This window comes from Sphaerisporangium sp. NPDC049457, assembly GCF_055586705.1.
Map to the genome: position 1 here is coordinate 95,109 of NZ_JBVJHR010000014.1, position 13,853 is coordinate 108,961.

The following is a 13,853-nucleotide window of genomic DNA, read 5'->3' on the forward strand; positions in this document are numbered from 1 at the left end:
GCGTGCCGTCCCCCACCCGGCATGCGCTTGATGTGACCAGCGCCCGCTCACCAAGCCGCAATCCGCCGACCACACACCTCCACCGCGTGCCGCCCCTCCACCCGATGTGTGCGTGTTGTGATCGGCGCCGGGTCGGCGAGTCGTGGTGCGGCGATGCCGGCGCCGCCGTACGGCGCTCCACCCGGCGAATGTTCGTGGACGCTGCTAGCGGGGACGCCGGGGCCCGACCAGGTCGGCTGGGTTCAGACGCACATCGAACGGCTCGGTCAGCACCAGCGTCTGCCCCGCGCGGGCGGCGGCCAGCGGCTCGTACTCCCCGCCGCGCTCGGCGAAGGCCTCGACCAGCGGCATGGGCCCGTCACCATGCAGCTCGACGCGCAGGAACACCGGCACCCCGGCCTCGGCGTAGGAAGGCGGCTTGACGACGTAGTCGCGCTTGCGATTGCCGGGGCTGACGATCTCGACGACCATCAGGACGTCGTCACAGTCGAGCACCACGGCTCCAGCGACGATCGGCTCAGCCCGGGCGACCACCACGTCGGGGATGAACCCCTCTTTGCCGACCTGCACGTTCGGGCTCTCGACGACCTCCACGTCGTGCGGGGCGGCGTCGAGAAGAACGCGGACCAGCCGCTGGGCGCACAGCGCGTGGTCGGCCGCAGGGGCAGGACTCACCACGAAACTCCCGTCGATGAGCTCGATGCGTTCCTCCGTGTGCGGAAGCGCGAGCCAGTCGTCGACGGTGTACGGGCCGGGGTGATCGGGGAGCAGCACCAGATGAGCCCGCTCTGCCGGCGGCTCCGGCCACCCCTCCGCGGGGAGCGCGCTCATCGGATCTCCTTCCACGCCGTCCAGTGTGCACCGTCCACAGGCGCCGGGCCAGCCGGCGGGCCAGGCTTCGGCATGGCCACGGGTCATCGTAGCTTCAGGATTCGGTCGCGGCGGGATAAGTCCACTTCAGAATCAGTCGTGCGATTGGCTGATGTCGATGATTTCCGAAGTGACGATCTTGATCGGCCGTGGACGGCTACAGGGGGTGCGACGACCAGCGACTATCATGCTTTTGCCGGGTGTATTGATACACGTCATTCTCTCGACTAGCGTCCAATATTTATGCGCAAACGAGTGTTTTCCATAATTATTGCAGGGTTTATGGTGGTTCTTCCGCTGTCCGGTACGGCGGAGGCGCGAACTGCCGCGTCCAGTTACCCGATCAAGGACGCGCCGGCCCTGACCGCCAACAAGCTGTACAAGAGCGGCCCCCTGCCCGCGTTCGCCTGCCCGCAGGGAGCGCTCAGCATCGCCAACGCCAAAGCGGCGGCCAAGACGCTGCACGCGTTATGGGGCTGCATGAACAAGGCGTGGGGGGCGTACTTCCGCAAGGCCGGGCTGAGCTTCACTCCGGCCAAGCTGCTCGTGCTCACCAAGAAGCGCCGGTTCTGCGGCGACGACTGGGGCAAGACTCAGGCCGGAAGCTACTGCGACGCCACCTCGACGGGTGCGGTCTTCGTGGACAAGGGGTACTACCTGCGCACCCGCGAGATCTTCCACTTCCAGCTCGTCGCCGGCGTGTACGCCTACCACCTGCAACGGCTCGTAGGCGTCGGCGAGGCGTTCGAGGACATCTCCTACGGCTCGAAGGCCGAGTTGAACGAGCAGTTCCGCCGGTACTCCCTCCAGTCGATGTGCCTGGCCGGGGTCTTTCTCGGCGCCACCTGGAAGACCGCCGCGCGCAAGGCCGAGAGCTGGCACGCCCTGCTGGAACTGATGCGCGGGAACGGCGACGAGGGCAAGAAGCCCGGACGGGAAGGCCGCGGCGCGAGCATCGTCCGCTGGCTCGACCGGGGCCACGCCTCCCGCGACCCGCGTTCCTGCAACACCTGGACCGCCTCCGCCGAACAGGTCGCCTGACGCCTCTCGGAAACTTGGCACATGCCGCATCAGTGCGCAAAGGTCATGTTGATGACGGCATTGGAGGTCTTGTGACGTACGACGTGGCGGCGGTGCGGGAACGGTTCCCTGCGCTCAGAGAAGGAGCGGCGCACTTCGACGGGCCGGGCGGCACGCAGACGCCCGGCGAGGTGGCGGACGCGGTGACCGGGGCACTGCGGGCCGCCGTGGCCAACCGGGGGTCGGTGACCGCCGCCGAGATCCGCGCCGACGAGATCGTCCTCGCGGCACGCACAGCGATGGCCGACCTGCTCGCCGGCGTGCCGTCGGGCATCGTGTTCGGGCGCAGCATGACCCAGCTCACCTACGACCTGGCCCGTGCCCTGGCCAAGGAGTGGCACCCCGGGGACGAGGTCGTGGTCTCCCGGCTCGACCACGACGCCAACATCCGGCCCTGGGTGCACGCCGCCGAGTCGCGCGGGGTGACCGTCCGGTGGGCGGACTTCGACCGCGACACCGGCGAGCTGGCCACCGAGCGCGTCGCGGGCCTGCTCGGCGCCCGCACACGTCTGGTCGCCGTCACCGGCGCGTCGAACCTGCTGGGCACCCGGCCCGACATTCCGGCCATCGCCGAGACCGTGCACGCGGCCGGGGCGCTGCTGTTCGTGGACGGCGTGCACCTCACCCCGCACAGCCTGGTCGACATCGGGGCCCTGGGCGCCGACTTCTACGCCTGCTCCCCCTACAAGTTCCTCGGCCCGCACCTCGGCGTCCTCGCCGCCGACCCCCTCCTGCTGGAGGGCGTCCACCCCGACAAGCTGCTGCCGCAGACCGACGCCGTTCCCGAGCGCTTCGAGCTCGGCACGCTCCCCTACGAGCTGCTGGCGGGGACGACGGCGGCGGTCGACTTCCTGGCCGGCCTGGTCCCCGGCGACGGGACACGGCGCGAGCGCCTGACGCGCTCGATGACCGCGCTGGACGAGCACGAGCGGGTCATGCTGGAGCGGCTCGACAGCGGTCTTGCCAAGATCGCCGGCGTGCGCGTGCACGGCGCTCCAGGCCGCAGGCGCACGCCCACGACGCTGTTCTCGGTCGACGGCGTCGCGCCCGCCGCCGTCCACGAGTTCCTCGCGGCGCGCGGGGTCAACGCCCCGGCGGGCAGCTTCTACGCCCTGGAGTGCAGCAGATGGCTCGGCCTCGGCGACGAAGGAGCCGTCCGGGCCGGCATGGCCCCCTACACCGACGAGTCCGACGTCGACCGCCTCCTCAAGGCACTTGACGACCTGACGTCCTGATCCGGCGCCGCGTCCGCTCCCGCCCGCGCCCATTCGCGCGGGCGGCCCGGCGGGTCAGAGATCGAACTCGCCCTTGGTGGCGCCGTCGAGGAAGCAGGCCCACTCGTGCGGGGTGAACACCAGCACCGGCCCGGCCGGATCCTTGGAGTCGCGCACCGCCACCACCCCCGGCAGATTCATCGCCACCTCCACGCAACCGCCACCTGAGTCGCCGCTCATCTGCGCCTTGCGCCATTCGGCGTTCGTCAGATCTGCCTGCGCCATTGCTCGTACGCATCCTTAACGGTCATGAGGGACGGCCTTTGAGGGAGGGCATCGGCTCGTATGCAGTCGTATCGGTTGCGAATCTGGTTGACGATAACCTCATCCGCTGTGACAAGCCCCTCGGCGGAGGATTCGACGTACACCGTATCGGGCTCCGCACCGGGCAGTTGCTCGGCTATGGCGAACGCCGACATCAGTCCGGCCGTACACCCGGCGGAGATCGGAACGATCTGTATCACCACGTTGGGCGACTCCGCCAGGGTGACCAGGTATTCAAGTTGTTCGCACATGACCTCGGGACCACCGACCGGCCGATGAAGGACCCCCTCGTCCAGCAGAACCCAGACGGCGGGCGGATCTCGTCGTTCGAGCACCGCCTTGCGGCGCATGCGGTTGGCCAGACGCTCTTCCACCTCCTCCGCCGTGACCATCGGCGCACGCTGGAAGAGGTACCTGGCATACGGCGGAACCTGCAGAAGCCCGGGGAAGAGCAGCGGATCCCACCCACGGAGCACTCCCGCGTTCGGCTCGATCTCCTCCGCCCAGCGCAAGAACCATTGCGGTCCGCCCGCGGGGTAGGCGATTCGCCGATATAGCCCAATGAAGTGCTTTTTCTCGACAAGCCCGAATATCTCGTCCAGCCGCACGGCAAGGTGATTGGACGGCGCCCTTTTGGCTAGTTCGATCTGGGACACCAGATCCTGCGAACAGCCGAGCCGCTCCCCTATACGTGACTGAGAGAGACCGGCGTCCCTTCTGAAGGCCCGAAGTTCGGCGCCGAAGCGCTCCAGGGGAGAGCAGAAGCTGGCTGATGGTCGATCGTTCATGGGCGCTCCCATCGTCGGGGGACGAAGTGAAGGGGAACGACGATCGACGCCCGTCCACGACGCCTTACGACAGAGCGTGTCGTGATACGCCGTACACCACCGTTCAACGCCGTTCTCCGCCGTGTGAATTTACTTCGGGACGGCGTCCCGTGCGGGCATTCTTTGCGGACGGTAAGGCGAATCTGCCTACCGGTAACCGCGCGAAACATGACAAGCCACCGGAATAGACGGAAGAGAAAGAGGGCGGGCATGACCGTGGGCATTCTCCTGGGTGAGACGGAGTTGGAGGGCACGCCGCGGAGCGTGGGCGTCGCGCGGCGGTTCGTCCGCGACACCCTGGGAGCCGGGCACCCCGTCCTGGACGACGTGACCCTGCTCGTCTCAGAGCTCGTCACCAACGCACTGGCCCACTCCGGCTCCGGACTGGACGGCGGGATCGTCCGGGTCGGCATCGGAGAACTACCCGGAAACAGGCTTCACGTCGTCGTGGTCGACGACGGCTCCCCGTACGCGATTCCGCGCCCCAGGCGCGCGGGTCCGGCGGACGAGAATGGACGCGGACTGGCGATACTGCGGTCGCTCGCCAAACGCTGGGGCACCTACCGGGACGGCACCCGCCGCGTCGTCTGGTTCCAGATCGTCTTCCGCGAACAGTGCGGTGACGGAGAAAACTGAAAGTTTCAGCAGTTCAGGGAGGGTGACCAGGGGATTCACGCGGAGTGGGCGGCGGTTGTCTGGACCCGGCCTCGTGTGGGCAGCAGCATCGGCCGATGGTCGTACCGCCCTCGGGACGCAGCCGTCCGGGAGGGCGTACCACCGGAACGCAGTCGTCCGCAAGGAGGGACCTCGTCATGCCACCGCACCGGACCCGGCTCACCCTGGCCGCCACGACGTTGCTGGTCATGGCCGCGACGGCGCTGCCCGCACAGGCCGACGGCGGCCGGCTCGCCGCGCAGAGCGCCGGCGGCCGGCTCGGGGCGGCGGCCGGACGGACCGCGGCGGAGGCCGGGCCGGCGCTGGCCGTGGACCTGAGCGCGCCGACCCACCCCATCAGCCCGTACGTGTACGGGATGAACTTCACCGAGGAGTCGCTGGCCAAGGAGCTGCGCCTGCCGGTGCGCCGCTGGGGCGGCAACGCCACCACCCGGTACAACTTCCGGCTGGACACCACCAACCGGGCCGCGGACTGGTTCTTCGAGAACATCCCCGGCGAGAACGCCGACCCGGACGCGCTGCCGGACGGCTCGGAGAGCGACCGGTTCGTCGACCAGGACAAGCGCACCGGCACCGAGAGCGTCATCACCCTCCCGCTGATCGGCTGGGCGCCGAAGGAGCGGGCCAAGGCGTGCGGGTTCAGCGTGACCAAGTACGGCCCGCAGCAGGCGACCGACCAGTGGGCCCCTGACTGCGGCAACGGCGTCAAGCCCGACGGCACCCAGGTCACGGGCAACGACCCGCACGACACCAGCGTCGAGATCGGCCCGGAGTACGTCACCGACTGGATGGCGCACCTGCGCGGCCGGTACGGCGACGCCGCGCACGGCGGCGTGCGGTTCTACAACCTGGACAACGAGCCGGACATCTGGCACTCGACGCACCGTGACGTCCACCCCGCCGGAGCGTCCTACGACGAGATGCGCGACAAGACCTACGAGATCGCGGGCGCGGTCAAGGCCGCCGACCCCGCGGCTCAGACGCTCGGCCCGGTCGGCTGGGGCTGGTCGTCGATCACGCTGGCCGGCTCCGACCAGCAGCGATGCGCGATCGAGGGCTGCTGGAGCAACCCGCCCGACCAGGCGGCGCACGGCGGCGTGCCGTTCGGCGAGTGGTACCTGCAGCAGATGCGCGCCTACGAGCAGGCGCACGGCGTGCGCATCCTGGACTACTACGACAACCACTGGTACCCGCAGGCCGGAGTCTTCGGCGACGACGCGGGCGACGCGGCCAAGCAGGCGCTGCGGCTGCGCCAGACCCGGACCCTGTGGGACCGCACCTACACCGACGAGAGCTGGATCGGCCAGCCGGTCTACCTCATCCCGCGGATGAAGGACATGGTCGCCCGCAACTACCCGGGCACCAAGGTCGCCATCACCGAGTACAGCTTCGGCGCACTCGGCTCGCTGAACGGCGCGCTGGCCCAGGCGGACGTGCTCGGCATCTTCGGCCGGGAGGGCGCCGACCTGGCGACCCTGTGGTCGCCGCCCTCCTCGTCCGACCCCGGCGCGTACGCCTTCCGCATGTACCTCAACTACGACGGCAAGGGCGGCCGGTTCGGCGACACCTCGGTGCTGTCCACCAGCGAGGACCAGGGCCGGCTCGCCGTGTACGGGGCCAAGCGGAGCGCGGACGGCGCGCTGACGCTGATGGTCGTCAACAAGACAGGCTCGGACCTGACCAGCCCGGTCACCGTCAACGGCGGCGCCCCGGGCGCGACGGCCCAGGTCTACCGGTACGACGGCGCCGACCTGACCGCCATCGCCCGCGCGGCCGACCTGCCGCTGAGCACCAGCGCGGGGACGGCCACGGCGTCCACCACCTTCCCGGCGAACTCGATCACCGAACTGGTCATCGCGGACACGGTGCCGCCCAGCGCGCCGACCGGCCTGAAGGCGGGCCGTCCCACCGCGCACGAGGTCACGCTGACCTGGAAGCCGGCCAGGGACAACGTGGCCGTCGCCGGCTACGAGGTCTCGCGGCAGAGCGCGGGGGAACCCGTCAAGACAACGGTGGTGACCACGACCAAGGCCGTCATACGGGACCTCGCCCCCGGGCGGCGGTACACCTTCTGCGTGCGGGCCCGCGACAAGGCCGGCAACTTCGGCCCGAAGTCGCCGCCCGTCCAGGTGACCACGCCGCGCCACTGAGAACCGCGGGTCCCTGTCGCGTCCGTCCCGGTTCGCCGGCGAACGCGGCAGGGACCGAACCGGCCCGCGGACCGGCCCGAACCCTCCTGAAATGCGAGTCGTGCCGGGCCTGTTCCAAAGCGAGCCGTCCCCCCGGCCCAGGAGTGTCGGGGCGAAAGACCGGGCCGGGGCGCCGGACAACATGTAAAAGGGGCGGGGACCTCCTCAGAGGCGAGCGGAATCAGGCGAACAGGTCGCGGAGGGCGGCGGCGAGGCGTTCGTAGTCCTGCTCTCGGTTGTAGACCTGGGCCGACAGGCGCAGCAGGCCGGCGCCCGGCCGGAACTTGACGCCCGCGCGGCAGTGGTACTTGCGGAGGATCTCCGCCGACAGGGCCTCGGCGCGCGGGCGGGTCTCGGCCACCCCGTCCGGCAGCCGCAGGACGCGCATGGCCAGCTCGGGGTCCGCGCGCCAGGGCCGCAGACCGGCGACGTCGGCGACGATCCGGCCGCCGCGCGCGACCAGCTCGGCGTTGCGCGCCTGGACGGCGTGCAGCCCGAGGTCCGCGAAGACGCGCAGGCCGTCCGGCGCCGCCAGCCAGGCGGTGTAGTCGCGGGTGCCCTGGAACTCGACGCTCCTGGGGAAGCCGGCCTCCTGGTAGAAGGACGGAATCAGCGGCTCGACCCGCTCGCGCCAGGCGGGGGCGACGGCCAGCACGCCCGCCGGCCGGGGCGCGAACGCCCATTTGTGCAGGTTGCCGGTCCAGAAGTCGGCGCCCAATTCGCTCACGTCCACGTCGAGCATGCCCGGAGCGTGCGCGGCGTCCACGATCGTCGTCACGCCGAGGGCCCGGAACCCCTCCACCAGGCGGGCCACCGGCAGCAGGTGTGCGGTGTCGGAGGTGATGTGGTCGAAGACGGCGGCCTTGGTGCGGGGGGTGACCGCGCCGAGGCAGGCCTGGGCGGCCTCCTCGCCGGACCATTCACCGTCCTCGCGCCCGGGGAGCGTGACGACGACGACCTCGGCCCCGGCGCGCTCCGCCGTACGCCGCACGGCGATGTCGACGGCGCCGTAGGTGTGGTCGGTGATCAGAATCTGGTCGCCGGGTCCCAGCGGCAGGCTGTTGAGCGCGACGGCGACGCCTTCGGTGACGTTGGAGACGAACGCGATGCCCTCCGGCTCGGCGCCGAGGAAGGCGGCGACCTCGTTGCGCGCCTTGGCGATGCGGTCCAGCACCGTGGCGAAGAACAGGTCGGGGGCGCGTTCGACCTCGTGGCGCAGTTCGTCCTGCCTCAGCGACACGCGGCGCGGCACCGCACCGAAGGAGCCGTGGTTCAGGTGCGTGACGGACGGGTCCAGGCTGAAGTCGTCGATGTTCACAACCGGACACTAACCGCCCGCCCAGGCGATTACGCATACCCCCCACCACAATCCGGGCGCGCCGCCCGGAAGCAATGAGAAACCACACCAGCACTGCGGTGGAGTGAAACGCCGCGCGGCGGAAGTGCGTGCTCATCGTGCCGGTGTGATGACCGGAGTGGTTCGCCGGATCCCCGCCGTAGGGCGGCGCCGACCTTCGCCGTCCACCGTCCCGCCGACCCGGCGCCGATGGGAGGACCTCATCGGAGGGATGGGAGGAAGCGCTTCCGGCGAAGGTGAGCGGGCGCCCGCGCTAGGTGAAGTGCGGGTCGGTGATGTCGATGAACACCATCAGGTGGTCACGCGACGGGCGGCCTTCGGCGTCGCGGAGGTAGATGCGCCGCTTGGCCGGGAGGCGGATGCCGTCGGCTTCGACGATGTCGCAGGCGTAGTTCGCCGACGCGAGCCCGCCCGCGATGTCGAGGTGGTAGTCGTGCCGCCGCAGCAGGCCGTCTGGCCCGAAGTGGAACTCCTCCACCCTGGAATGACTGGGAATCTCCGGCGGGTACGTGGCGCGCAGCCTGCGCCACTGTTCGCCGCCCTCCCGCCACGGCTCGATCTCCTCAAGGGCGAACCCGGGCATGGTGAGCTGGAACGGAGTGGTCAGGTACAGCCAGAGCGCGTAGCCGTTGAAGTACGCCCGCTCCAGAGGGCCCCAGGGGGTGTGAAGGTCGTGGCCGTGGAACGCCGAGCGCGGGTCGCGGCGTTCGGCCACGACCCGTCCGTCGAGCTTTTCGACGGCGACCCGGCCGGGGGTGAAGCTCGTCCTCTGGTCGGGGGCGCCGAAGGGCCGCACCGAGGCCCGCACCTCGTGCAGGGAGGCGGTCATCTGGCGCGGCGCGGGATCCTGCGGCACGCCCTTGGCGACGAACAGCTCGCCGCCGCTGACGATCGTCGCCCGGACGGTGGTCAGCTCGCGCCAGCGGCCGAGCCCGCCGTGGGCCCGCACCGCCTCGGCCAGCAGATCGATCATGGCAGCGCTCCCCCGGTGGATCGATCATGGTGGCGCTCCCGGCGACCGTCGCGCGCCCCCACGCGGAAACGTACCCACCCCCGGCGGCGACCCTCGATATCTCGACGTCACGCCGGAGCGCCTCGCGCCTTCCCGGCGGTGGCCGTGCGACCTTGGCTTCAGGCGCCGACCGTCATGGGCCCGGTCATCTGACGGGCACCGACCGCGAGTGGTCCGCCGACACGGGACTCCGTCGGCACGAACGATCTCTCGCACCGCCGGCGTACGCCCACACCGCCGCCGGCACCCTCGGGAACGGAACAGAGATGCCTTTCATCACCACCAACGACGGCACGGAGATCTACTACAAGGACTGGGGCTCGGGCCGGCCGATCGTGTTCAGCCACGGCTGGCCACTGTCGGCCGACGACTGGGACAACCAGATGCTGTTCTTCCTCCGGCACGGCTACCGGGTCATCGCTCACGACCGCCGCGGTCACGGCCGATCGGCGCAGGTCGCCGATGGGCACGACCTGGACCACTACGCCGACGACCTGGCCGCGGTGACCGCTCACCTCGGTCTGCGCGACGCCGTCCACGTCGGGCACTCCACCGGCGGCGGCGAGGTGGTGCGCTACCTCGCGCGGCACGGCGAGGAGCGAGTGGCCAAGGCGGCGATCATCTCCGCGATCCCGCCGATCATGGTGCGGACCGACACCAACCCCGGCGGCCTGCCCAAGAGCGTGTTCGACGACCTCCAGGCGCAGTTGGCGGCGAACCGTTCCGAGTTCTACCGGATGCTGCCGTCCGGCCCGTTCTATGGTTTCAACCGCCCTGGCGTCGAGGCATCCGAGGCGATCATCCAGAACTGGTGGCGCCAGGGCATGATGGGCGGCGCGAACGCGCACTATGACGGCATCGTGGCGTTCTCGCAGACCGACTTCACCGAGGACCTCAAGAGGATCACGGTGCCGGTGCTGGTCATGCACGGCGACGACGACCAGATCGTGCCGTACGAGGACTCCGCGCCGCTGTCGGCGAATCTGCTCCGGAACGGCACGCTGAAGACGTACGCGGGCTTCCCGCACGGGATGATCACCACCCAGGCCGACACCGTCAACGCCGACCTGCTGGCGTTCTTCCGGTCCTGACACCGGGAGAGGGCCCCGCCCGCGTTCTGTTCGCCCACCAGGACGAACTCGCCGAGGCGGTGGGGCGGCGACCTGCGGGAACGAAGCCGTGCGGCTACCCCTTGTGCCAATAAAGCTCACAAAACGGCACAAAGGGGCTTGATTAACCGGTTAATGGGATAACAACCCACAATGATCGATGATTAGCCATCTCTGATACAAAAATGGGATGATCATCTACAGATAGGCCGACAAGTCGCCGCACTTTCCGTAGTCCATTCACTGCAATTCGGCATTTGTTATGAAATTTCTCACATTGCACTCTTTTGGGTCCCCAGAGGTGGTTAGGCTCCCTCCGCAATGACACCCACAGGAGGAGCACCTTTGTCGTTACGGTTGAAGCGCCTTGTGTCAGCCATCGCCGCGGGGGGACTCGCCGTCCTGGTGACGGCGAGCCCGGCGGGCGCGTTCGATGCCCCCTACGACCCCGAGCCCACGGGCCCCTACGCGCAGCCGGTGGACGCGAGCGTCCCCCAGCGAGGCTGCGCCGTCACGCTGGCCGACCCCAAGGACGCCAGCGGGAGCATCCCGGCGGTCCAGGTGATCTACGCCTGGCACGACGGCATCGGGAACAGGTACGAGCAGCAGGTCGAGAAGATCGCCAAGATCGTCGACCGGATGGACTGGTCGCTCGACGAGTCCACGAACTACGACCAGCACATCAACCTGAGCTGCAGGACCGGGTACAGCACCAGCACCTACTCCGGCTACGCGCACGCCCTGGTCGTGCCGGAGAAGATCGAGTCCGGCGTGATCGGCGGCGAGACCCCGGTCCAGACCATCACCCACGACCTGGCGGACGCCGGCTACGACGTCGACAACCGCAAGTACGTGGTGTTCGAGGACTTCAACGGCACGGCGAACGCCTGGTGCGAGCCCGCGTGCGCGGCGACCGCCGACGGCTGGGCCAGCGGCACCATGCTGCACGAGCTGACCCACCTCGCCGCGGACGGCTTCTACGTCGACCACCCCAAGGTCACCGAGGGCTCGGAGATCCTGAGCTACCCCGACGTGATGTCCAACCCGTACTACGACTGGGCGCTGGACCACGACTTCAACAGCTACTACGACCCCAGCGAGACCACGGCCACGTTCTACCAGGGCAACTACCCCGACACCCGTAAGGCCAACGTGGCCACCTGGCCGTACTTCACCACGGCGACCTGCTGCGACGTCGGCTACAGCAACGACCTGCTGACCGCGCAGGAGCGCACCGTCGAGGCGGACGCGCCCTACTCGACGCCCTCGGGCTTCACCGTCTCGGGCGGCGGCTGGATGCAGGTCACCCCGCCCGGGTCCGACGGCCAGGTCTCCGCGCGGTACTACGACGGGCGGCGGTCGCTGACCATGAACGTCCAGTCGTACGCCGAGGGATCGGTGTCGGTGACCCGCAAACCGGCGGTCACCGCGGGCCAGCGGTACAAGTTCTTCGCCAAGCTGACCACCGGCACCTCCGGCAACGTGAAGCTACGGCTCTCCTGGTACAACTCCTCGGGCACCCTGATCTCCAACAGCGACGGCCCGGTCACGGCGCTGACCACCGGCTGGCAGGAGTACTCGGTGTCGGCCGTCGCGCCGAGCGGAGCGGCCACCGCGCAGGTGTCGGTGGTGAGCCCGTCCGGGCAGAACTTCGCCTACGTGCTGGACGCTCTGCAGCTCAACCACTGCAACAACGGCAAGACCACCGACGGCTGCCGCCTCGGCAACAGCTGAGCCTCGCTCCGCCGTCTCGACGCGCGCCCGGCCGCATCCAGCGGCCGGGCGCGCCGCGTACGCCGCGTGCGTGGGCCGGGAACGGGCGGATTTCGCCGGAGACCTGACGTCGGCCGGAAGGCCCTGGCGGCAGACGTCTCAACGGGAACCGTCCGGCCGGTATCGCTCAGTGGGAACCGTCCGGCCGGTATCGCTCGGTCAGAAGGTGAACCCCTGGGCGCGGACGCTGTTGTCGAAGTTGGACAGCAGCAGCTCGGGCTCCCCTACGGCGCGGATGCCGGGCAGCCGGGTGAACAGCTCGCGGTACATGATCTTGATCTCCTGGCGGGCGAGGTTCGCGCCGAGGCAGAAGTGCGGGCCAGGACCACCGAAGCCGACGTGCGGGTTCGGCTTGCGGGTGATGTCGTACCGGTCGGGGTCGCCGAAGACCTCCTCGTCGCGGTTGGCCGAGCCGTAGAACAGCACCACCTTGTCGCCGGGGGCGAACCGCACCCCGCGCATCTCGTACTCCTCGGTGACCGTGCGCCGGAACTGCATGATGGGCGAGACGTACCGGACGGTCTCTTCGATGGCGCCGCCGATGTGGCCGTCGAAGTCGTCCACGAGCCGCTCGCGTTCGCCGGGGTTGTCGGTGAGCAGCTTGATGCCGTGGGCCATGGTGTTGCGCGCGGTCTCGTTGCCGGCGACCAGCAGGAGCGTGAAGAACGAGCCCAGCTCTCTGGGGGTGAGCCGCTCGCCGTCGACGTTCGCGTTGACCAGCGCGGACACCAGGTCGTCCGCCGGCTCGCGCTCGCGTTCGCGGCCGAGGTTGATCACCATGCGCTGCAGGGCGAACAGCGCCGCCATGTTGCGCCCGGCCATGGCGACCGTGCGGGGCAGGCTCATGCGGACACCGGTGTAGGCCGTGGAGACGTCCACGTGCTCGTGCACCTTGGCCCGGATGCCGTCGGGGATGCCCATCATGTCGCAGATGACGCTGATGGGGAGCCGGGCGGCGACCTGCGAGACGAAGTCGCGCGGCCCCTCCTTGACGACGTCGTCGACGATGCGCTCGGCGGTCCTGGCGATGCCGTCGTCCAGGCGGCCCAGCATCTTGGGGGAGAACGCGCGCGAGACGATGCGGCGCAGGCGCGCGTGGCGCGGGTCGTCCAGGTTGACCATCGAGTCGCCGAACACGTGCTTGACCCAGCCGGGCGGCTCGGGGTTGGTCACGGCCGGCTCGCTGGAGAACACCTTGGCGTTGCGGCTGGCCTCCACCACCTCGGCGTGCCGCACCAGGGCGTGGAACCCCTTGCCCGAGCGGAGCAGCGGCACGCGGCGCTCGGGGAAGAACACCGGGTGGGGAAGGCCGCGCAGCCGCGCGAAGTCGCGCTCACGCTCACGCGGCGGCCTGCGCCAGAACGCGAGATCCGCCAGGTCGATGCCCGTCTCCACCGCGGTTGTCACGGTCCTATCCTGGCAC

The 13,853-nt window shown here is 69.6% G+C and carries 12 protein-coding genes; 6 read left to right on the forward strand and 6 right to left on the reverse strand.

Features of this window, described 5'->3' with window-relative positions:
* Positions 1-204 precede the first annotated feature (204 nt).
* Positions 205-831, reverse strand: a complete 627-nt coding sequence (locus ACZ6QO_RS22445) for a Uma2 family endonuclease (RefSeq protein ID WP_465853487.1) — start codon at positions 829-831, stop codon at positions 205-207.
* A gap of 321 nt (positions 832-1,152) precedes the next feature.
* On the opposite strand from ACZ6QO_RS22445, the gene ACZ6QO_RS22450 reads away from it, so the two are divergent.
* Both ACZ6QO_RS22450 and ACZ6QO_RS22455 read left to right on the forward strand, forming a co-directional pair.
* Complete coding sequence (locus ACZ6QO_RS22450; protein WP_465853489.1) at positions 1,153-1,911, forward strand: neutral zinc metallopeptidase; 759 nt, start codon at positions 1,153-1,155, stop codon at positions 1,909-1,911.
* A 71-nt stretch (positions 1,912-1,982) separates the two neighbouring features.
* Positions 1,983-3,185, forward strand: a complete 1,203-nt coding sequence (locus ACZ6QO_RS22455) for a cysteine desulfurase-like protein (protein WP_465853491.1) — start codon at positions 1,983-1,985, stop codon at positions 3,183-3,185.
* A 54-nt stretch (positions 3,186-3,239) separates the two neighbouring features.
* On the opposite strand, the gene ACZ6QO_RS22460 is transcribed toward ACZ6QO_RS22455, so the two are convergent.
* Together ACZ6QO_RS22460 and ACZ6QO_RS22465 are read right to left on the reverse strand one after the other, a co-directional pair.
* Complete coding sequence (locus tag ACZ6QO_RS22460) at positions 3,240-3,449, reverse strand: DUF397 domain-containing protein (protein WP_465853493.1); 210 nt, start codon at positions 3,447-3,449, stop codon at positions 3,240-3,242.
* Positions 3,431-4,276 carry a helix-turn-helix domain-containing protein gene (locus ACZ6QO_RS22465; protein ID WP_465853495.1) on the reverse strand — a complete coding sequence of 282 codons (846 nt, stop codon included), beginning with the start codon at positions 4,274-4,276 and terminating at the stop codon, positions 3,431-3,433. Before ACZ6QO_RS22465 ends, ACZ6QO_RS22460 begins: the two co-directional genes overlap by 19 nt.
* Before the next feature lie 249 nt (positions 4,277-4,525).
* Between ACZ6QO_RS22465 and ACZ6QO_RS22470 the strand changes: the two genes are divergently transcribed.
* Together ACZ6QO_RS22470 and ACZ6QO_RS22475 are read left to right on the forward strand one after the other, a co-directional pair.
* Positions 4,526-4,951 carry an ATP-binding protein gene (locus ACZ6QO_RS22470; protein WP_465853497.1) on the forward strand — a complete coding sequence of 142 codons (426 nt, stop codon included), beginning with the start codon at positions 4,526-4,528 and terminating at the stop codon, positions 4,949-4,951.
* A gap of 176 nt (positions 4,952-5,127) precedes the next feature.
* Positions 5,128-7,140, forward strand: a complete 2,013-nt coding sequence (locus ACZ6QO_RS22475; protein ID WP_465853498.1) for a glycoside hydrolase family 44 protein — start codon at positions 5,128-5,130, stop codon at positions 7,138-7,140.
* Between the two features lie 220 nt (positions 7,141-7,360).
* On the opposite strand, the gene ACZ6QO_RS22480 is transcribed toward ACZ6QO_RS22475, so the two are convergent.
* Both ACZ6QO_RS22480 and ACZ6QO_RS22485 read right to left on the reverse strand, forming a co-directional pair.
* A complete protein-coding gene (locus ACZ6QO_RS22480) occupies positions 7,361-8,497 on the reverse strand; it encodes an aminotransferase class V-fold PLP-dependent enzyme (RefSeq protein ID WP_465853499.1) in 1,137 nt (378 codons plus the stop codon).
* A 292-nt stretch (positions 8,498-8,789) separates the two neighbouring features.
* Positions 8,790-9,509, reverse strand: a complete 720-nt coding sequence (locus ACZ6QO_RS22485; RefSeq protein ID WP_465853501.1) for a hypothetical protein — start codon at positions 9,507-9,509, stop codon at positions 8,790-8,792.
* A 305-nt stretch (positions 9,510-9,814) separates the two neighbouring features.
* On the opposite strand from ACZ6QO_RS22485, the gene ACZ6QO_RS22490 reads away from it, so the two are divergent.
* Together ACZ6QO_RS22490 and ACZ6QO_RS22495 are read left to right on the forward strand one after the other, a co-directional pair.
* Complete coding sequence (locus tag ACZ6QO_RS22490; RefSeq protein WP_465853502.1) at positions 9,815-10,639, forward strand: alpha/beta fold hydrolase; 825 nt, start codon at positions 9,815-9,817, stop codon at positions 10,637-10,639.
* A 387-nt stretch (positions 10,640-11,026) separates the two neighbouring features.
* Positions 11,027-12,391 (forward strand): hypothetical protein, encoded by a 1,365-nt coding sequence (locus tag ACZ6QO_RS22495; protein WP_465853504.1) that lies wholly within the window; start codon positions 11,027-11,029, stop codon positions 12,389-12,391.
* A gap of 198 nt (positions 12,392-12,589) precedes the next feature.
* On the opposite strand, the gene ACZ6QO_RS22500 is transcribed toward ACZ6QO_RS22495, so the two are convergent.
* A complete protein-coding gene (locus ACZ6QO_RS22500) occupies positions 12,590-13,837 on the reverse strand; it encodes a cytochrome P450 (RefSeq protein WP_465853506.1) in 1,248 nt (415 codons plus the stop codon).
* Positions 13,838-13,853 lie beyond the last annotated feature (16 nt).

What these genes read in the sequence shown, in the direction of transcription:
- ACZ6QO_RS22475 (WP_465853498.1), top strand. Translation starts at nt 5,128, where the DNA reads ATGCCACCGCACCGGACCCGGCTCACCCTGGCCGCCACGACGTTGCTG.
- ACZ6QO_RS22445 (WP_465853487.1), bottom strand. Translation starts at nt 831, where the DNA reads ATGAGCGCGCTCCCCGCGGAGGGGTGGCCGGAGCCGCCGGCAGAGCGG.
- ACZ6QO_RS22460 (WP_465853493.1), bottom strand. Translation starts at nt 3,449, where the DNA reads ATGGCGCAGGCAGATCTGACGAACGCCGAATGGCGCAAGGCGCAGATG.
- ACZ6QO_RS22490 (WP_465853502.1), top strand. Translation starts at nt 9,815, where the DNA reads ATGCCTTTCATCACCACCAACGACGGCACGGAGATCTACTACAAGGAC.
- ACZ6QO_RS22485 (WP_465853501.1), bottom strand. Translation starts at nt 9,509, where the DNA reads ATGATCGATCTGCTGGCCGAGGCGGTGCGGGCCCACGGCGGGCTCGGC.
- ACZ6QO_RS22450 (WP_465853489.1), top strand. Translation starts at nt 1,153, where the DNA reads ATGGTGGTTCTTCCGCTGTCCGGTACGGCGGAGGCGCGAACTGCCGCG.
- ACZ6QO_RS22465 (WP_465853495.1), bottom strand. Translation starts at nt 4,276, where the DNA reads ATGAACGATCGACCATCAGCCAGCTTCTGCTCTCCCCTGGAGCGCTTC.
- ACZ6QO_RS22470 (WP_465853497.1), top strand. Translation starts at nt 4,526, where the DNA reads ATGACCGTGGGCATTCTCCTGGGTGAGACGGAGTTGGAGGGCACGCCG.